Source organism: Amycolatopsis sp. NPDC114503, assembly GCF_055633655.1.
The window spans coordinates 256199-274888 of sequence record NZ_JBVKDT010000008.1; the positions used below are offsets into that span (position 1 = coordinate 256199).

At 69.1% G+C, this 18690-nt stretch carries 20 protein-coding genes; 6 read left to right on the top strand and 14 right to left on the bottom strand.

Annotated features, from left to right (window positions below):
• The first annotated feature begins 12 nt into the window (after nt 1-12).
• On the top strand, nt 13-624 hold the full coding sequence (locus ACZ7OI_RS32095) for a TetR/AcrR family transcriptional regulator (protein ID WP_470267830.1): 612 nt from the start codon (nt 13-15) through the stop codon (nt 622-624).
• A gap of 12 nt (nt 625-636) precedes the next feature.
• On the top strand, nt 637-1041 hold the full coding sequence (locus ACZ7OI_RS32100; protein ID WP_470267831.1) for a hypothetical protein: 405 nt from the start codon (nt 637-639) through the stop codon (nt 1039-1041).
• Nucleotide 1042: 1 nt separating this feature from the next.
• Here ACZ7OI_RS32100 and ACZ7OI_RS32105 read toward each other — a convergent pair whose 3' ends face one another.
• The 6 genes from ACZ7OI_RS32105 to ACZ7OI_RS32130 form a co-directional block, all read right to left on the bottom strand.
• A complete protein-coding gene (locus tag ACZ7OI_RS32105) occupies nt 1043-2170 on the bottom strand; it encodes an alanine racemase (RefSeq protein ID WP_470267832.1) in 1128 nt (375 codons plus the stop codon).
• A complete protein-coding gene (locus ACZ7OI_RS32110; RefSeq protein ID WP_470267833.1) occupies nt 2157-2540 on the bottom strand; it encodes a RidA family protein in 384 nt (127 codons plus the stop codon). The genes ACZ7OI_RS32105 and ACZ7OI_RS32110 overlap by 14 nt, the downstream gene beginning before the upstream one ends.
• 8 nt (nt 2541-2548) lie before the next feature.
• Nucleotides 2549-3154, bottom strand: a complete 606-nt coding sequence (locus ACZ7OI_RS32115) for a helix-turn-helix transcriptional regulator (RefSeq protein WP_470267834.1) — start codon at nt 3152-3154, stop codon at nt 2549-2551.
• Between the two features lie 96 nt (nt 3155-3250).
• Nucleotides 3251-3463, bottom strand: coding sequence for an acyl-CoA carboxylase subunit epsilon (locus tag ACZ7OI_RS32120; protein WP_470267835.1), 213 nt, complete (start codon nt 3461-3463; stop codon nt 3251-3253).
• Nucleotides 3464-3470: 7 nt separating this feature from the next.
• Complete coding sequence (locus ACZ7OI_RS32125; protein WP_470267836.1) at nt 3471-5108, bottom strand: acyl-CoA carboxylase subunit beta; 1638 nt, start codon at nt 5106-5108, stop codon at nt 3471-3473.
• A 14-nt stretch (nt 5109-5122) separates the two neighbouring features.
• Complete coding sequence (locus tag ACZ7OI_RS32130; protein ID WP_470267837.1) at nt 5123-6673, bottom strand: hypothetical protein; 1551 nt, start codon at nt 6671-6673, stop codon at nt 5123-5125.
• An 83-nt stretch (nt 6674-6756) separates the two neighbouring features.
• On the opposite strand from ACZ7OI_RS32130, the gene ACZ7OI_RS32135 reads away from it, so the two are divergent.
• Complete coding sequence (locus ACZ7OI_RS32135; RefSeq protein WP_470267838.1) at nt 6757-7575, top strand: GNAT family N-acetyltransferase; 819 nt, start codon at nt 6757-6759, stop codon at nt 7573-7575.
• Here ACZ7OI_RS32135 and ACZ7OI_RS32140 read toward each other — a convergent pair.
• A complete protein-coding gene (locus tag ACZ7OI_RS32140) occupies nt 7572-8447 on the bottom strand; it encodes an SRPBCC domain-containing protein (RefSeq protein ID WP_470267839.1) in 876 nt (291 codons plus the stop codon). The genes ACZ7OI_RS32135 and ACZ7OI_RS32140 overlap by 4 nt on opposite strands.
• A 31-nt stretch (nt 8448-8478) precedes the next feature.
• Complete coding sequence (locus ACZ7OI_RS32145; RefSeq protein WP_470267840.1) at nt 8479-9180, bottom strand: NAD(P)H-dependent oxidoreductase; 702 nt, start codon at nt 9178-9180, stop codon at nt 8479-8481.
• 70 nt (nt 9181-9250) lie between these two features.
• Between ACZ7OI_RS32145 and ACZ7OI_RS32150 the strand changes: the two genes are divergently transcribed.
• On the top strand, nt 9251-10234 hold the full coding sequence (locus ACZ7OI_RS32150; RefSeq protein ID WP_106961292.1) for a GlxA family transcriptional regulator: 984 nt from the start codon (nt 9251-9253) through the stop codon (nt 10232-10234).
• A gap of 128 nt (nt 10235-10362) precedes the next feature.
• On the opposite strand, the gene ACZ7OI_RS32155 is transcribed toward ACZ7OI_RS32150, so the two are convergent.
• The 3 genes from ACZ7OI_RS32155 to ACZ7OI_RS32165 all read right to left on the bottom strand — a co-directional run bounded on the left by ACZ7OI_RS32155 (nt 10363) and on the right by ACZ7OI_RS32165 (nt 13136).
• A complete protein-coding gene (locus ACZ7OI_RS32155) occupies nt 10363-11193 on the bottom strand; it encodes an NBR1-Ig-like domain-containing protein (RefSeq protein WP_470267841.1) in 831 nt (276 codons plus the stop codon).
• Between the two features lie 111 nt (nt 11194-11304).
• Nucleotides 11305-12054, bottom strand: coding sequence for an alkaline phosphatase family protein (locus tag ACZ7OI_RS32160; protein WP_470267842.1), 750 nt, complete (start codon nt 12052-12054; stop codon nt 11305-11307).
• A 221-nt stretch (nt 12055-12275) separates the two neighbouring features.
• Nucleotides 12276-13136 carry an alpha/beta fold hydrolase gene (locus ACZ7OI_RS32165; protein ID WP_470267843.1) on the bottom strand — a complete coding sequence of 287 codons (861 nt, stop codon included), beginning with the start codon at nt 13134-13136 and terminating at the stop codon, nt 12276-12278.
• Nucleotides 13137-13206: 70 nt separating this feature from the next.
• Here ACZ7OI_RS32165 and ACZ7OI_RS32170 point away from each other — a divergent pair, with 70 nt between their 5' ends.
• Entirely contained in the window at nt 13207-16134 is a 2928-nt protein-coding gene (locus ACZ7OI_RS32170; protein WP_470267844.1) for a BTAD domain-containing putative transcriptional regulator, read from the top strand.
• On the opposite strand, the gene ACZ7OI_RS32175 is transcribed toward ACZ7OI_RS32170, so the two are convergent.
• Together ACZ7OI_RS32175 and ACZ7OI_RS32180 are read right to left on the bottom strand one after the other, a co-directional pair.
• Nucleotides 16094-16636, bottom strand: a complete 543-nt coding sequence (locus ACZ7OI_RS32175) for a hypothetical protein (protein WP_470267845.1) — start codon at nt 16634-16636, stop codon at nt 16094-16096. The genes ACZ7OI_RS32170 and ACZ7OI_RS32175 overlap by 41 nt on opposite strands.
• A gap of 99 nt (nt 16637-16735) precedes the next feature.
• Nucleotides 16736-17161, bottom strand: coding sequence for a hypothetical protein (locus ACZ7OI_RS32180; protein WP_470267846.1), 426 nt, complete (start codon nt 17159-17161; stop codon nt 16736-16738).
• 17 nt (nt 17162-17178) lie between these two features.
• On the opposite strand from ACZ7OI_RS32180, the gene ACZ7OI_RS32185 reads away from it, so the two are divergent.
• On the top strand, nt 17179-17550 hold the full coding sequence (locus tag ACZ7OI_RS32185; protein WP_470267847.1) for a nuclear transport factor 2-like protein: 372 nt from the start codon (nt 17179-17181) through the stop codon (nt 17548-17550).
• A 2-nt stretch (nt 17551-17552) separates the two neighbouring features.
• Here the strand turns inward: ACZ7OI_RS32185 and ACZ7OI_RS32190 are convergent, their stop codons facing one another.
• On the bottom strand, nt 17553-18659 hold the full coding sequence (locus tag ACZ7OI_RS32190; RefSeq protein ID WP_470267848.1) for a C40 family peptidase: 1107 nt from the start codon (nt 18657-18659) through the stop codon (nt 17553-17555).
• Nucleotides 18660-18690 lie beyond the last annotated feature (31 nt).

Genomic DNA, 18690 nt, shown 5'->3' on the forward strand with positions numbered 1-18690 from the left:
AGACTTCTTCACGTGGGCGACGTCACTGAGCCCGGCGAGCGCCGGCATCACGGGAACCGCTACGGCCGCAGCGAGAACGCGCGCCGCGCGGTGTTGCACGCGGTCGACGATCTGCTGGTGGAGGTCGGGTTCGCCCGGCTCACGATGGAGGGCATCGCGGCCAAGGCGGGAGTCGGCAAGCAGACCGTCTACCGCTGGTGGCCGTCCAAAGTGGACATTCTGCTCGAAGCCCTCGGCGACGACCTCGTCGAGGAACTCTCCCCGCCCGACTCCGGCGACCTCCGCAAGGACCTCTGCGCGCACCTCGCCGCGATCGCGTCCTTCCTGACCACCGCCGACGCCGGTGCGGTGTTCCGCACGCTGCTCGGTCAGGCCCAGCACGACCCGGATCTGGCGCGACGGCTGCGCGAGGACCACATCCGCGGCCAGCATGCGCGCGACCGGCTGCCCTTCGAACGCGCTGTCGCCCGTGGCGAACTGCCGTCGGACGTCGACCTGGACAGCGCGGTCGAGCAGCTCGTCGGGCCGATCCACTACCGCGTGCTGGTCACCGGCGCGCCGGTGCCGCCGGAGTTCACAGATGGCCTGGTTGAGCGATACCTCCGGGAGCATCAGCCCGAGTAGGCTCCTGGAAACATGGGAACGGTCTGGTGGCTGATCGGTCTGGCTGTGGCCGCCGTGGTCATGGCCGGGATTGTCTGGATTTTCCGAGACCGCGCGGGCGGTCTCGATCAACGGTTGCGCGCGGCCGAACAGGCCTCGCGCTGGCGATTCCTGCAGCAGCGGTGGGAATCGGAACCGATGGCGCGGCTCGCGACCGTCCAGCAGGTGCACGCGCTCACCCAGAACGGCGGCTGCCAGGTCCGGATCGTCTGGACCGACAGCTATCACGCCGAGGACGTCGAGATCGAGCACGACCAGGCCGACGCGGGCGACTATCTGTTGCTGCGCGGAGTCGGCCCGCTCGGCTCGATCACCCGGGAGGAGCTGCTGGCGCACGCGGGTGCGGACGCTCCGGAGTGGGCTCAGCGCGGACGTTGAATCACCAGCCGCTCATCCGCTGCCACGTGTCGATGACGCGGCCGTTCTCCACGATGCGGTAGCCGCCGTGTTGTGCGGCGGTGGCGCAGGCGTGGTTGGGCAGGACGCGCAGGCGGGTGCCGATCGGCAGGTCGGGCAGCGGATGTCCGGCGCGGGCGGTGAGGATTCCGTGTTCCTGGCTCGCGCCGGTCACCACGAGGCCGGGCACCAGGGCGCCGTCGAGGTCGGTGACCAGGCCGTATTCCTGGTCGACGGCTTGGTTCGCGGTGCCTCGGTCGCGCGACAACGCCATCCAGCCGCCGTCCGTGAGGATCCAGCCGTGCTCGGGGCGGTGTCCGATCACGGTGACAACTACGGACAGCGCAAGGTCTTCGACGCGGCAGACGCCCAGTCCGGCCATCACCAGGTCGAAGAAGACGTAGTTGCCAGCGCGGACTTCAGTGACGCCGGTGAGGTCGTCGGCTGCGTGTGCGGTGGGAGTCGAGCCGACGCTGACTGTGCCTGCGTACAAGCCTTCGTCGCGAAGGCGTTGTGCTGCAGCGACAGCGACGTCTCGTTCGTGCGCGGCGGCTTCGCGTTGCGCTGCAGGGGTTGTCGCGAAGTAGGACTCGCCGGCGTGTACGAGGACGCCGTCGAGACAGTCGTGCAGCTGTCGTCCGATGGCAAGCAACGCGGGGTCTTCGGGAAGTACGCCGCCACGGTGACCGTCGCAGTCGACCTCGATCAGCGACGGAATCCGTAACCCAGCTTCCCGTGATGCAGCGGTTATCGCAGAGGCTTGCGCGACGCTGTCCAGTAGCACGCGCACGGTGATTCCCCGTCGCAGCAACGCAAGCACGCGCGGGAGCTTGTGCGGATCGATGCCGACGGCGTACGTGATGTCGGTGTAGCCGCCGTCGGCGAAGGCTTCTGCCTCGGCCAGCGTCGACACCGTGATCGGGCCTGGCTTTCCGCCGTGCATCAACGCGGTCGCGGGTAATGCCTTCGCCGTTTTCGTGTGGGGGCGCAGGGAAACGCCGAGTTCGCGCATCCGCTGAGCGAGCCGTTCGGCGTTCCGCTGGGCGCGCGAAAGCTCGACGACGGCGAACGGAGTGTCCGGATCAGCCAGGGTTTCCTCAGACGGCGGCAATTGCCTGCACCTCGACCTTCGCTCCAAAGTGGAGGGTGCTTGACCCGGCGACCGCGCGCGCCGGGCGGTGGTCGCCAAGCCAGGCACGGTAAATCCGGTCGAACTCCGGCCAGTCGCCCATGTCGGTCACGTAGACGGTGACCGACACCAGCCGATCCCGGCTCGTGCCCGCCGTGGCGAGACACGCGTCGAGGTTGGCCAGAACTTGCTTAGCCTGCACGGAAAACGGCTCGTCCACCAGCCGGGTCCCGTCGCTGGTGATGGGCAGCTGTCCGGAGACGAACGCCATCCCGCCGTATTGCGCGGTGTGCGAGTAATGCCCGCCGGGCACCGACAGCTCAGGGCTGTCCCGCAGGACGATTTCGGTCATCGACGTGCTCATTTCGCGTAGTTGTAGACAGTCGCCCGGGATACGCCGAGCAGGTCGGCGATGATCTGGGCGGCGTCGCGGGATTCGAAGTACCCCTCGTCGCGCAGCCGGCGGACCAGGTCGCGTTTGGCTTGGCGGGAAAGGGAACGCGGGCTGCCGCCGGCCGCGCGTTCGATCCGTTCCCGCAGTTCGCGCGACGTGCGGGAACGCAGGTCTTCGACGACACCGGGCTGCCCGGCGTCAGTGGCGACCAGGCTGGTCAGCGTGTGCGAGAGCGGCGAAAGCACCGAGACGTCGAGGTTCAGGCACAGTGCGGCGATGTACTCGCCGTCGGCGTTCTTGATGCCGATCGACGTGCTTTTGACCGGCCGCCCGTCCGGGAACTGGTTCGCGTAGTTCTGCAGGACGCTCGGGTAGTCCGGGTCGCTGATCCGCTGCAGCCCCAGTTCGGTGGCCGGATCGCCGACCTCGCGGCCGGACAGGTTGTTCTCGATCGCGCGGATCGCGTGGTCCGGATCCCGCAGGTCGTGCAGCACGACCTCGCACAGCCCGGGGAACATCCGGCCGACCGCGACCGCGATCTTCTCGGTTTCCCGGATGAGGTGCTCGTCCATGCCGCCGCCTTTGACTCATTGTCCAACTTTAGAAAATGAGTCTAGCAGGTGGGCAAAAAGTTGATCCCGGCTCTCGAACCGGGATCAACAGGGACTTCAGCGAGGCAACGAGGAGGCGCGCCAGGCCCCGTCACCAGCGGCGATCGGCGCGTGCACCGCGGCAGGCCGGTCGCCCCACCACGACGTGCGACGCCGTGCAGGAGCAGGCGCCGAGGCCGAAGCGACAGTGGCCACCACCGCGGTGAGCGCGGCGAGTTCGGCGTCGTCCGGGTTGCCGCGGACGACGCGGAGCAGGGGAGTGTCCGTCATCGCGGCCTCACAGGGGGATGTTGCCGTGCTTCTTGGGCGGCATCGATTCGCGCTTGGTGCGCAGCAGGCTCAGCGCCTTGGCGACGTGACCGCGGGTGTGCGCGGGCACGATCACCGAGTCGACGTAGCCGCGTTCGGCTGCCGCGTACGGGTTGAGCAGCGTGTCCTCGTACTCCTGGATGAGGTCCGCGCGCAACGCGTCGACGTCCTTGCCTTCGGCGGCAGCGTTGGCCAACGTCTTGCGGTGCACGATGTTCGCCGCGCCCTGCGCGCCCATCACCGCGACCTGCGCGGTCGGCCAGGCCAGGTTGATGTCCGCGCCGAGGTGCTTGGAACCCATGACGTCGTACGCGCCGCCGTAGGCCTTGCGCGTGATCACCGTGATCAGCGGGACGGTCGCCTCCGCGTACGCGTAGATCAGCTTCGCGCCGCGGCGGATGATGCCGTTCCACTCCTGGTCGGTGCCGGGAAGGAAGCCGGGAACGTCCACAAAGGTCAGAACCGGGATGTTGAACGCGTCGCAGGTCCGCACGAACCGCGCGGCCTTCTCGGACGCGTCGATGTCGAGGCAGCCGGCGAACTGCGTCGGCTGGTTCGCGACGACGCCGACGCTCTGCCCGTCGACCCGGCCGAACCCGACCAGGATGTTGGGCGCGAACAGCTCGTGCACCTCGAGGAACTCGCCGTCGTCGAGCACGCGGGTGACGACCTCGTGCATGTCGTACGGCGTGTTCGGCGAGTCCGGGATGAGCGTGTCGAGCTCGCGGTCGGTGTCGGTGACGTTCTCGAAGAACCCGGCGGGCGGCGCGTCCGCGTCGAACTCCGGCGGCTCGGACAGGTTGTTCTGCGGCAGGTAGGAGAGCAGTTCCTTGACGTAGGCGATCGCGTCCTCGTCGTCGGAACCGAGGTAGTGCGCGACGCCCGACTTGGTGTTGTGCGTGCGCCCGCCGCCGAGTTCCTCGAAGGTGACGTCCTCGCCGGTCACCGTCTTCACGACGTCCGGTCCGGTGATGAACATCTGCGACGTCTCGTCCACCATCACGACGAAGTCGGTGAGCGCGGGGGAGTAGACGTGCCCGCCCGCGTTCGCGCCCATGATCAGCGAGATCTGCGGGATCACGCCGGAGGCCATGGTGTTGCGGCGGAAGATCTCGCCGTAGAGGCCGAGCGACACGACGCCTTCCTGGATGCGCGCGCCGCCGCCCTCGTTGATGCCGATGATCGGCCGGCCGGTCTTGATCGCCAGGTCCATCACCTTGACGATCTTCTCGCCGTAGACCTCGCCGAGCGCGCCGCCGAACACGGTGACGTCCTGGCTGAACACGCACACCGGACGTCCGTCGACGGTGCCGTACCCGGTGACGACGCCGTCGCCGTACGGGCGGTTCTTCTCCAGCCCGAAGTTCGTGGAGCGGTGCCGCGCCAGCTCGTCCAGCTCGACGAACGAGCCCTCGTCGAGCAGCAGGTCGATCCGCTCGCGGGCGGTTTTCTTGCCCTTGGCGTGCTGTTTCTCGATCGCGCGCGCCGAACCGGCGTGCACGGCCTCGTCGTAGCGGCGGTAGAGATCCGCGAGCTTGCCGGCCGTCGTGTGGATGTCCGGTTCTCCCTCGGGCGGCGTCCCGAGCGGCTGCGTCGCACTGCTCATGTGGCGGAGCTTAGCTACTGCGCGGTTGCCGCGCGTGTGGCGTAGGACTCCCTCTCGCGCGCGGCGCAGACCAGCACGCGTCCGTCGAGCGTGCCGATGACGAGCCGGTCCGGGGCTTGCGCGCTCAGCGACAGCGGGACGACCGGGTGTCCGTTGACCTGCAGGTGCTGCCGTCCGAGTTCGCGACCGTCAGCTGCGTCGAGGGCGACGAGCTCGCCGGAGTTGAACGCGACGTAGACGGTGTACCCGATGGTGTCTATCGCGGTGACCTGGTGATCGGCGGTGTGGACCCACTGGGCTTTTCCGTCGGGGTAGGAGCGGCGGACGACGCAGGAGGTGCCGGGTTGGAGCCCCGACCCGTGATGGACCGAGGTCGCATGGACGATCGAACCGTCGACGAACACGCCGGGGCCGCCGAAGAGGTGCCTGCCTTGGGCTGCGTCCCATTCCAGCGGAAACAGTCGCTCGGTTCGCTGCCGTGCGGGATCGAAGGCGACGACCCATTTGTCCTGGTGCGCTCGCGGGCCCATGCCTTGCAGGAACAGCAGCGCGGGCGCGCGGCGGATGTCGAAGAAGTGGTTGAACAGGTCGTAGCCGCCGAGGTCGACGCGGCTTTCCGAGGGCAGCACCTCGGTCGGCCCGGAAGGCGGACGGATGGCGAGCCGTCCGGTTTCGTCGGTGCTGAGCACGGCGGGGTGATCGAAGGTCCGGAACGCTTCGGAGCGTCCGTCGGCGAGCTGGACGCGTTCGACAGTCGAGCTGGAGAGGGTCCAGCCCGCCCAGGTGCTGAGGACAGCAGTGTTCTCCTCGATGTCGACGTAGAGCTGGCAGCCGACACCCGAGGCGGGCACGGACCATTCGCGTTCGCCGGTGGCCGACCAGCACTCCACGGCGACGTGCTCAAGGCTGGCGAGAATCCGTCCGTCGCTCAGCGCGGCGACTGCCCACACCTGCCGCCGGTGGTTTCCCTCGGCAACTGCGGCGAGTGGTTCGGCGGGTTCGGTCGCGAGGCCGTCGACCTCCAGCGAACGGGCCTTCACCGCTCGCCAGTCCGGTACGGCGATGGCGACGGCCATCGTGGAGAAGCCGCGCTGTTCTTCCTCCTGCTCGTCGAACACGGACACTTTTGCTTCGAGAGTCCGGTGATCGCGCCAGCGAAGTTCGGTGATCTCACGGCGTTCGCGCAGCAACGAGGTTGCGCGGCCGGACTCGAGGTCGAGGACGGTCAGCTCGCCTTCGTAGAAATAGCCGCCGTCGTACGACCCGGAGCCGATGGCCAGGATCGGCAGCTCAGGATGGAAAGCCAAGGCATTGACCGGCCAATGCAGGCTCACCAGGTGAACGCATTCGAGCGTGTCGGCGCGGTAGACGCCGACGCGGTTCCAGGCGGTCGGCTCGGACGAACTCTCCACGCTGTGCCCGGCCCACAGCGGACGCCCCAGCGCACCCCCGACGGCCACATAGCCCGTGCGGGCATCGGTCTCGGTCAGCCGCACCTCGCCGACTTCGGCGAACCGGTCGTCGCCGAGAACCTGCTGGACAGTCAGCACTTCGGAGTCGGTCACCAGCGAAGCCTATGCCGGGCGTCAGTTGAATTTTCGGCGTCGGCCTGGCCTTCGGCGGCGTTGTCGGGCCTAGGGTGGGGGGCGTGCTGCTCGCCGACGCCCCGGTCCGCTCGCTCGGGCCCGCCGACCTGTCCGCTTGCCTCGACCTCGGAACCGATCGCGGGTGGCCGCGCGAAGAGCGGAAATGGGCAATGTTGCTGGACGTCGGCCGCGGATTCGGCATCGACGCTCCGGACGGCGGCCTCGCCGCGGCGGCGGTGCTCACCCGGACCGGGCCGACCGCGAGTGTGTCGATGGTCGTCGTCGCGGAGCGATTCGCGCGGCAGGGGCTTGGCCGTCGCGTGACCGCGCGGGCGCTCGACGAAGCCGGTGACGCCGTGGTTTCCTTGCACACCACGGAAACCGCGCGTCCGCTGTACGAATCGATGGGCTTCGAATTCGACGGAGGCTGCAACGACCACCGTGGCCGATTCACCGACGACGACGGCCCGGCGGCACGGCCGATCGGTCCGGCGGACGTGGCGCGAGTGTACGAATTGGACAGTGCGTCGCAAGGCTTCGCGCGGCGGGAGTTGTTGAACCGCATGCTGTTCGAGGCCGAGCACGTCCACGTGACTGACGACGGATTCGCGCTCGGCACCGCGCAGGCCGGGGTGCTGGTGATCGGTCCGGTGGTGGCTGTGGACGAGGATCAGGCCCGCGCGCTGATCCGCGGCATCGCCCGCACCACGTCCGGCGATCTCCGGCTGGCGGTGGACCACCGGTTCCCGAAGCTGTCGGCGTGGTGCGAGGCGCGCGGGCTGGCCGTCCACGGTCCGGCGCCGCGGTTGGTGCTTCACGGAAAAGCGTTGCCTGGGCCTGCCGAGCTGCGTTTTTCGCCGTACAACACCGCTCTCGGCTAGCTGTATCGCTTCCTGACCTCGGCCCGCCGCTCCGCCGACCACGGCTCCAGTTCCACCTTGAACGTCCCGGCGAACAACGCGTTCAGCTGTTCATGCCGTGCCGTCAGCAAGTCCGGCAGCTGATCGGCAAGCTCCGCCGGAACGGTCTGAGTCAGCTCCAGCCGCACCCCGTCCAGCGGATCTGCCGTCACTTCCCACCGCACGCGTCCAGCCGGTTTTCCGTTGTGCAGCCAGGTGTAGGCCAGCACCTCCGGCGACCGCGACTCCAGCACCTCCGCCCCGTCTTCCGGCTGGGGCAGCCGCTTCCAGACGTCCTCGGCCGGCGGCCAGACCAGGTCGCGGCGAAAGCGGATCGTCCCGCCGTCCAGGACTTCGCCGTCCTCGAGACCGAATTCCTCGATGTAGTGCACCATCCGCGCGTGCCAGTCGGTCGGCATTTCCGGCGTCCGGCCGTCGAGCGAGGCTTCGAGGGAGTCCAGGCAGGCGACCCAGCCGGTGACGTGCCGTCCCGCGCCGAGCAACGCGAGGTCCGGCTCGCCGCGGTTGAAGACGTGCGTGAACGCGAGCTTGCTGCCCGTGCCGTCGGCCGACACCTCGATCCGGATCAGGTCCGAGTTCCAGGTGAACTCGAAGACCTCCGGCGGCCGGTAGCCGACGATCTCGCCCTCGCTGACGTCCCCGGTTTCGGTGAAGGTGAACGTGATCTTCCCGCCCGGAGCCGGGGCGTCGGGCAGGGTGACGGCGGCCGGGAACCAGTGCGCCAGCTCGCCGGGCGAGGTGACCGCGCGCCACACCTTCTCCGGCGGATGGGCCAGGGTCCGTTCGAGTTTCACGCTCGGTCGTCCGCCGGGAGTGGTTCGCAGGATCGCCATGCCCGTATATAACCACGGAGGTATATACGGGTCAAGCCGTCAGATGCACCCCGTACCCGGTCTGACCTGGGGCGACCTCGGGCAGCAGGACGAGCCGCCGGTCGTAGTCGCCGCCGTCCTGCGTGCGGTAGGGCAGCGGATCGGTCGTTTCCAGGGAGTGCAAACGTTTGCGCAGCTGCTCGGCGACGCAGTCGAACTTCTCCGGCGTCATGCGGTTCGTGCCGGTCACCTTGAGCGGTGGGAGGACCGTCATGCCGGTGTAGAAGAGCGTGGCGTGCTGGACGTTGAACAGCAGGTCGTCCAGCGAACCGTGCGCGCCGCGCGGGCCGAGGCTGTCCTCGTGCGCTCCGGCGGTGACGATCACCATCGCGCGTTTCCCGGCCAGCACGCCGTTGCCGTAGCGCAGTGTGTGGCCGGTTTCGTCGCGGTAGTCGTAGCCGTATCCCTGCACGAAAACGCGGTCGAACCAGCCCTTCAGGATGGCCGGCGTGTCCGCCCACCAGAGCGGGAATTGGACGACGACGGTGTCCGCCCAGTCGAGCTTTTCGTGCTCGATCCGGACGTCCTCGGGCACGGTCGCGATCTCGTCGACGATCGGGTTCCAGCGCATCGCGTAGAGATCGGATTCGCGCACGTCGTGGCCGAGGTCGCGAAGGGTGGTGACGCCCTCGTCGCGGAGCGCGCCGTTGAGCGAGGCGGGGTCGGGGTGGGCGTAGATCCACAAGACGTTCATGAGGCCAGGGTGCAACCGGCGAAACGGCCAAAACAGTGGCCCGATGGCCACCTTGTGCAAGAATCGGGCCATGGCTGTCTTTCGTCATCCGGAGCGGCACAAGGTCGCGGTGCTGGTACGGCACGGCATGCTCGTGATGGAGCTCGGCATCGTCCACCGGCTGTTCGGCCAGGCCAGATCCGCGGACGGCGAGCGGCTGTACGAGGTCGTCACCTGCACGCCGGAGCCCGGCGACATCCGCACCGATTCGGACTTCACGATCCCGGTCGCGCAGGGGCCGGAGGCGGTGGCCGAGGCCGACACGGTGATCGTGCCCGCGTCGTCGCTCGAGTACGAGCCCACCGGACGGCAGCTGACCCCGCAGCTCAAGCACGCGATGAGCCTGGTGTGCCCGGACAGCCGGATCGCCTCGATCTGCACCGGCGCGTACGTTCTCGCCGCGATGGGTCTGCTCGACGGCCGGCGCGCGACGACGCACTGGCGTTCGGCGTGCGAATTCCAGCTCGAATACCCGCGCGTGCAGCTCGACCCGGACGTGCTCTACACCGAGGACGGCAACGTCTTCACCTCGGCGGGCGTCGCGTCCGGCATCGACCTTTGCCTGCACCTGATCCGGCGCGATTTCGGCGCGGCGGTCGCCAACGAGGTCGCCCGCGGCACGGTCGTCTCGCCGCATCGCGAGGGCGGTCAGGCCCAGTTCATCCGCCGTCCGGTGCCGGAGCCGCGGTCGTCGTCCACCTCGGCCGCGCGGGCGTGGGCGCTGGAACACCTCGACCAGCCGATCACGTTGCGCGACCTGGCGGTGCGCGAGTCGATGAGCACGCGGACGTTCACCCGGCGGTTCCGGGACGAGGTCGGGATGTCCGCGCTGCAGTGGCTGACCCAGCAGCGAGTGGAGCGCGCGCGGCAGTTGCTGGAGGAGTCGGAGCTGCCGGTGGACCGGGTCGCCGCGGCGTGCGGATTCGGTACGGCGGCGTCGCTGCGTCAGCACCTGCAGGCCGCGCTCGGGGTTTCGCCGAGCGCCTACCGGACCACATTCCGCCGTCCGGCCTGAATGCGGCGGTCCGTGGCAGCGCTCTGTTCGCAAGCTGCCACGGACCGACCCCCAGCGGCACTCATCCTCGCGAGCGGGCTGGGGTGTTCGGTACCCCGGCGACCAGGTCTTACAGAATCTGACAGGCGTCAGGAGACGACCGTCACCAGTACATACACCGGGCGGCGGGTCGAGAAGAACTCCGCGCCCTTCGCGTCGACCATCTTCCAGCCGATCCAGCAGCGCCCCGGCGCGGGCGAGGCGATCAGCGGAACGCTCACCATCACGTGGTCGCCGGGCGGGGTGTCGCCGATCAGCACCCGGTCCGGGGTGCGGCACGAACCGGGGCTCGGCGGCAGGTCCATCCGCTGCAGGTACCGCTGATGCCAGGGCACCGAGCCGGTGTTCTGCAGTTCCCACACCTTCTGGACGGTTTCGCCGACGTGGATCACGGTGCCGTCGGGCACGGTCACGTCGCCGACGAACTTGGAGTTGTCGCCGGGGACTCGCGCACCGACGTCGACCAGGCTGCCGCTGTTCAGCTTCGGCACCACGATCGCGGCGACGGCGGCGAGCAGCACGACGACGAACGCGACCGCGGCCAGCGCGTACTTGCGACGACGCCGGGGTTTCTCCGGGGCGACCGGGTCCGAGGTGATCAGCACCGGTTCCGCCGACGCGACCGCGGCCGTTTTGACGATCTCGACTTCGGCCGTCGGGGCTTCAGGCTCGGACGGCACGCCCTTCAGCTCTTCCCAGCGTCGCCGCCACTGCTGTTCGTCCGCGTCGCATGCCCGGACGAACTCGCGCGTGGTGTCCCACGACGGGAACCGGGTGCCGCGAACTGCCTCGTGCAGCGTGGTGTGCGAGATCCGCCCGGAGCGGTCGGCCATCTTGCGAAACGACGGATTCCCGGCCCGCGCGCGGAGCGCCGCCAGTTCCGCGGAGAGCACCTTGGCGGCAGATTGCCCGTCGCCCATCGCTCTCCCTGGTTGTCAGATCCGCTGGTCGGACCAGTCTGACATTCCAGTTCGGCACAGCTGGGCGCACCCCGGTCGCGGCCCCGGCGAGGCAGCCGCGACCGGCGCGCGTCACTGCCAGGCGTCGGAGATCGGCGTCTCGTTCGCCGCGTTGCCGAGGCCGGGCAGCCCGTTCGCGGCCTCCATGGTACGCAGCACGGTGTAGTGGTTGATCGTCTCCGAGTAGTCGCCTTGCTTCACGTGCGCGCCGGTGAAGCTCGTGTAGATCTGGTTCGTCGAGGTGCCTTCGTCCTCGTCGAAGGTCACGATCAGCAGGCTGTTGTGCGTCTTGGCCCACTGTGCGTAGCCGTCGAGGTTGTTCTTCAGCCAGGTGTCGCCGGTGCCGACCGAGCAGTCGTGCATGTCGTTGCACATGTTCGGGGTCACGAACGCGACGCTGGGCAGTTGCGAGTAGTCCGACGGGAACTGCGAGTAGCGCAGGTTGCTCGACGCGGGCACGTTCGAGAAGTCGACCCAGCTGTTGTGCTTGCGCCGGTACTCGCCGGACGAGCAGCCGGTGTAGCCGTCGGACGGCATGGACTCCGAGTAGCCGGTGAAGGTCTTCCCAGCCCCGGCGAGCTGCGAACCGAGGTTGTCCACCGCGCCGAGGTTCTGCGGACAGGTGTCGTCGGTGACGCCCTGGGTGTCGCCCGAAAACAGCGCGACGTAGTTCGGCTGGCTCGGGTGGGTGATCGCGTGGGAGTCGGTGAAGTTCGCGCCTTGCGCGGCGAGCGACGCGAAGTAGGGCGCGGTGGTCGAGTCGATCGAAGTCGACGATTCGTTCTCGAACATCACGAGCACGACGTGGTCGAAGGTGGGCACGGACGCCGCTGCTGAGGCGGGTTGGGCGGCGGTTGCCGCACCGAGAATTGCCGTCGCGACGGCGGCCACGATCCGCTTGCGGAACACAGGTCCTCCAAGATCGGTCGGGAAATGCGCTCAGGTGGGAGCGGCATAGACCGTGCCACGGCGGAGGTGTCCCGGAGAGCGGTCGGTGGGTGAATTACTGGCGACCACTCGTCCGGGGCACGACTTTCGAAGGGTCAGCGTGCGAGCAGGTCCCGCAGTGATTTCGTAACGCTGGCAGGGGAAGTCTCGGCCATGAAATGTCCACTGTGTACGGTTTCGTGCACGAGGTCCGGTGCCCACGTCCGCCAGAGTGCGGCCGCGTCGAAGCCCAGCGCGTCGCCCCAAGCCTGCTGCAGCACCGTGGTCGGCATCTTCAATTGGGTGCCCGCGTCCCGGTCGGCGCGGTCGTGTTCGAGGTCGATGCCCGCGGAAGCGCGGTAGTCGGCGACGATCGACGGGACTGCGTTCCGGCTCGCTTCGAGGTACCGGGCGCGGATGTCGGCCGGGATGGCCTCCGGGTCGGCGCCCCATTGGTCGAGGAAGTAGCTGAAGAACGCGTCCGGGGCACCGCTGATCAGCTGCTCGGGAAGGCCGGGTGGCTGCGCCATCAGGTAGAGGTGGAAGGCGACGGCCGCACTGACGCCGTGCAGCACGTCCCACATGTCCAGCGTCGGCAGCACGTCGAGGATCGCCAGGTGGGACACGTGATCCGGGTGGTCGAGGCCGGCGCGGATCGCGACGAGGGCGCCGCGGTCGTGCCCGGCCAGCGCGAACTGTTCGTGGCCGAAGGCGCGGGCGAGGGTGACGACGTCGGCGGCCATGGTGCGCTTCGAGTAGGTCTCGCCGGTGTCGGCGGGCTTGTCGCTGTCGCCGTAGCCGCGCAGGTCCGGGCACAGGACGGTGTGGTCGGCGGCGAGGTCGGCGGCGACGTGCCGCCACATCAGGTGGGTCTGCGGGAAGCCGTGCAGCAGGACGATCGGCGAGCCGGAGCCCGCGACCGCCACGTTGAGGGACACGCCGTCCGCGACGGGCACCCGCTGGTAGTCGAAGTTCATGCGACCCAGCGTGCGCCGGGCCGATCAGCAACCGATCAGCAACGACCGAGCTGATTACAGTACGGAACCGATGACCATCTCGTTCTCGGTACTGGGCCCGCTGACGGCCCACGACGCGCGCGGGCCGGTGCCGTTGCCCGGGCCGCGGCATCGTGCGGTGCTCGCGCGGCTGCTCGTCGCGCGCGGACAGGTGGTTTCGACGGACGCGCTGGTCGACGCGTTGTGGACCGAGCCGCGTGCGGGCGCGCTCGGCGCGGTGCAGACCTTCGTCGGCGCGCTGCGGCGTTCGCTCGAACCGGACCGTCCGCCGCGGACGCCCGCGAAGCTGCTGGTCACCGAGGGGCCGGGGTATGCGCTGCGTGCTGAACCGGAGCAGGTCGACGCGTGGCGGTTCGAGGCGTTGCTGCGGGGGACGCCGTCGGTCGCGCAGTTGGACGAGGGCCTCGGCTGGTGGCGAGGCGAGCCGTACGCGGAGTTCGCCGACGAACCGTGGGCGCGCGCGGAACGGGCGCGGCTTGACGAACTGCGGTTGCTCGCGTTGGAACGGCGGGCCGCTGGCTTGCTGGATCTTGGCCGCGCTGCCGAAGCGGTGCCGGATCTGGAGTCCCTTGTGGACGCTCATCCGCTGCGCGAGGAAGCGTGGCGGTTGCTGGCGCTCGCGTTGTACCGCGCCGGGCGTCAGGGTGATGCGCTTGCCGCGTTGCGTCGGGCGCGGGCCGGGCTGGCGGCGGAGTTGGGGGTCGACCCTGGACCGGCGTTACGGCAGGTAGAGCAGGACATCCTTGCGCAGGCTCCGCAGTTGGTGCCGTCGGTGCACAGTCGGTTGGCTGGACGGGAAGCGGAGCTGGCGCGGCTTGCTGAAGTCGCGGCGGAAGTGGCTGACCGCAAGCGATTCCGGCTCGTGCTGGTGTCCGGTGAAGCGGGGGCGGGCAAGACTGCGTTGGTGGAGGAATTCGCCGCGCGGCTGGGCTGGGCCACGGCGTGGGGCGTGAATCCGGACGGTGCCGGGGTGCCGCCGGCCTGGCCGTGGACGCGGATTCTCGCCGCGCTGGGCGAACCGGTCCCGCCGCGGTCGACGGGCGGCGATCCGGCGGTGGCGCGGTTCGAGTGGCATCAGGCGATGACCGCGCGGATCGCGGACGTGGCGCGCCGGGGTCCGCTGCTGCTCGTCCTCGACGATTTACATTGGGCGGGCGAGGAAACCCTGGCATTGCTGACGTCGATGACCGCGGAATCGGTCCTCCTGATCGCGACGTATCGGACCACCGAAGTCTCCGCGGAACTGACTGCGACGCTGGGCAGGCTCGCGCGTGCCGACCCGGTTCGGCTGTATCTGAGCGGGCTTTCGGTCGAGGCAGTGGCCGAGTTGGTCGGTGCCGAGTCTGCTGCGGTGATTCACCGGCGGTCCGGAGGGAATCCGTTCTTCGTCAAGGAACTCGCCCGCGCTTTGGATGCCGAGGGCGGCCTTCCGGACGGAGTGCGCGACGTCGTCCGGAACCGGATCGCCGCGCTGCCCGACCACGTGCGTGCGGTTCTCGGAAAAGCCGCGGTAATCGGTGCGGACGTCGACCTCGGTCTGCTCGGCGACGTCCTGGATGAGCTGGAAACCGCTGTGCAGGCGGGATTCCTGACCGAAAGCGGACCGCGAGCGTTCCGGTTCGCGCATTCGCTGGTCCGCGACGCCGTGTACGACGACCTTTCGCTGGCTCAGCGCGCGCAGCTGCACCGGGAGGTCGGCGAGGCATTGGCCAGCCGTCGACCGTCCGAGATTTCCTTGCTGGCCCACCACTTTCTGCTCGCCGGAGACGATCGCGGTACCGCCTACGCACAAACAGCCGCGGAACGCGCTGAGCGAGAGTTCGCGCCGCACGAAGCACTTCGGCTCTGGCAAGCCGCTTTGGCGCAAGGGCCGCGTACTGTCGAATTGCTGATGGGACTCGCGCGGACCTCCGCGTTCACCGGTTCCTTGGCCGCCGCGCGCCGTTACCGCGCCGAGGCTTTAGACCTTGCCGGAGACGATTCCTCGTTGATCATCAGGGTATTGACCGCGTTCGACGTGCCGGGAATCTGGACGGAGAACGACGACCCGGTGCTGGCGCGCCGGATCGCCGACGCCGCCGAACGCGTGCATGCCACTGATCCGCACGTCCGCGCCCGGTTGCTCGCGACCATCGCGTTGGAACTGCGCAACGAAGGCGGTCAACGCGCCCACGACGCGGCCGTCGAAGCGGAGAAACTGGCTCGGTCCACGGAAGATCCGGCGCTGCTCGCGTTGGCGTTGAACGCCCGCTGGACGCAGACCTTCACCCGCGCCGGCCTGGCTCCGGAACGCGCCCGGATCGGCGAAGAACTGGTCGAACTCGCCGCCCGGCACCGGTTGGTGACGTTCGAGGTGCTCGGCCACCTGGTGCTGATGCAGGCCCGCTCAGCACTCGCCGACTTCGCCGCCGCCGACACCCACGCGACCGCGGCGGATCGGTTGGGGGAGCAGTACGACCTCCCACTCGTCAGCGTGTTCACCGACTGGTATCGCGCGCTCCGCCTGGCCGTCACCGGCCCGGTCGCCGCCGCGGAAGCCGCCTATCGCAGCGCTGCGGCCAGGTTGTCCGGCAGCGGAATGTCCGGAGTGGACCGTGGCCTGCTCCCGCTGGCCCGGCATTGCCTCTACGTCCAACACGGCCTGGAGTCCACAGTGGACTTCACGCTCCCGCCGGATCGCCCGGACCTGTTCCTGGAACTGCGCGCTTGCCTCATCTTCTCGACCGGGGACGCGGCTGAGCTTTACGCGCGACTGGCTCCGGCGGAGAACGAACTGGCAGGCGCCGGTTCCGGTGCGGTGACGCTGGGCCCGGTCGCCTATTACCTAGGCGAGCTGGCAGTCCGACTGGGATTGCCGCCCGAAGAGCACTACCGCAAGGCCGCCGAAGTGGCCCGCCGCGCCGGTGCCGTGCACTGGGTCAGTCGACTACGTACCATTTGCCGCCGCGCTTCCCCATAACCACGTCGCCGATGTCGCTTTTGGCGAACTTGACGGACGCCTTCACCGCGCTCGCCGGAATCTCGACCTTGTCGGCCCCGTCCTTGATCTTGGACCGGTCGACCGTCGCGGTCAGCATGGCCTTCTTCTGGGTGTCGGAGAGCATCTTGAACGACATCGGCATCGTCTTCTCGCACGGCCCGAAGCCCTCGTCTTCCGCCTTCTTGAGGGCCGGGCCGGCGATCTCGCACACCGTCGCGAGGTCTTGCTTGCCCGCCGCGTGCAGGAAGGTCTCATACCGCTCGACCGCGTCACCGCCGGTCGCCGCCGCGGCGGATGATGGCGCGGAGGACGACGGCGCGGCCGAGGCCGACGCCGGGGCGGACGTCGAGGGCGGTGCCGCGGAGGAGTTCGCGGGGGCGTTCGAGGATGCCGGAGAGGCCGTGCCGCCGCTTTCGCCGGAGCAGCTGCTGATCAGGAGAGCAGCGCCTACGGCGAGCAAAGGGAGCATACGAGCGGACATGGCGTGCCTTTCACGTCAGGAAGAATGCCCGGAGCATATGCGACAGACGGGCCCTGCGTGCGAAAACGGAAATCTTGCCGCTTGCGCCGAGCGCTCCCGCTAAGTGCAGCCGCGGCGATCCGCTCCGCCGCACAAGCGGTCGACCGGCTGCGCGGACACGGTGCGGGCGGACACGGTGCGGGCGGACATGGCGTGGGCGGACATGGCGTGGGCGGACATGGCGTGGGCGGACACGGTGCGGGCGGACGCGGTCTCAGCACGGGCGCGCTCGATGTCCTCGCCAGGCTGAGCGCCGGCCCCGAAGCGGGCCTCAGCATCGGCGAGCTCGCTCGCGCCGCAGGGGTCAGCTCGCGGAACGTCACCGGCTTGGTCGACACCCTCGCCCGCGATCAGCTGTCTTCCTTCCGCGAACCGACGCAACGTGCGATGGCCGCCCTGTTCCGCGGCTTCAGCCCGGAAGAACTCGCCCAGTACCGGCACTTGTGCCTTCGCCTGGCGGAAAACCAGCGCCAGATCGAGCACCATCTTTCCCAGGAGACACCATGACCGCGGAAACCCGACGCACCGTCCGGGCCTATCACGAAGCCCGGTTCCGAGGCGACATCGCGGCGGCCGCGGCCCAGATCGGCGAGGGTTTTCGCTTTCGCAGCCCGTTCATCGCCTCGGAAAGCGCGACGGGCCACCTCGACGGAATCGACGGAATGCTGTCCATAGTCACCGGCGTCGAGCTGATCAGCGAGCTGTACGGCGACGCCGAAGCGACCTTGGTCTACGACGTGCACACCGCCTCGCCGGTCGGCACCCAGCGCACCGCCGAACACTTCCGTCTCGCCGACGGGCGCATCACGTCGATCCTGCTGATTTTCGCCGCGACCCCGTGGCAAGCCGTGATGGCCGCGGCCGGACCCGCCTGAGGTCAGTTCGCCGGATGCCCCGCCCCGGCGTAATCGTCCCCGGGCCGGTGGAACGTGTGGATCTGGATCGCCTGGCCTTCGGTCGGCGCGTTGATCATCAGGCCGTTCCCGAGATACAGCCCCACGTGATGAATGTGCGCCGGGCTGCCGTAAAACACGAGATCGCCCAGCTGCGGTTCCTGCCCGCCCGGAACCGGCGGCATGGAACGGAACTGGCTGTCCGCCGTGCGCGGCAAGGAAACCCCGGCACTGTCGTAAGAAGCCTTGGTGAGACCCGAGCAGTCGAACCCGGCCGCGCCCGAGTCGGGACCGTTGCCGCCCCACACGTACGGCAGGCCGAGCTGTCCGAGCGCGAACCGCGCGGCGCGCACCGACGGTGCGTTCGACTTCGCCGGGTCGAGGGAAAGCGTCGCGTACAGCTGGGCGTAGCCGAGCACTCGCTGCCGGAACAGCTCCATGCCGCTGCCGCTCTCGTACCCGGCCAGTGCCTTCCACCAGCCGTTGCCCGCGGACAGGTCGACGCCGCTCGCGCACAGTGCGCGGCCCGCGGCGACGGAGGCGGCTGACGGGTCGGACAACGCCGGGTTCGCGATGCCGGGAATCTGCGCGCCGTACTTCTTCCACTGCGGCGTCGAAAGCCCCATCGCGGCACCGTCTCCGCGGCCGTGGTTGTTGCCGGCGACGCCGAGGCCCGCCAGCGTGACCCACGAGAGGTGGCAATCCGGACGCTCCTTGCGCATGGTCAGCTCGCCGTTGGCGTACCCGAGCAACGCGGGCGCCGGGATGTCCAGCGGCCCGGCGAGCGAATCCGCCCACTTCTGCAGCGGAGCCGGACCGCCGCCTCCGCCGGCCGCGCCCTGCGCCGGTTCCTGCGCTTGCACCGGAGCGCTCGCCTGCAGCACCGACGGACCGCTGACGGTCTGCGCGGGCACTGGCGCGGTGAGCGCGGCCTGCGCCGGAACGGGAGCGGGCTGATCGCGTCCGGCGACCAGCCAGCCCGCGGTGGCGAGTCCGGCGACCAGCGGCAACGCCACGAGCCCTCGATACAGCGCGCCACGAGCCCAAGTGGGCTTCTGCGGCGCGTCGGCGGTGGGGTTCTCCGGCGTCACGGCGTCCAATCTAGAAGAGCGCACCTCTGGG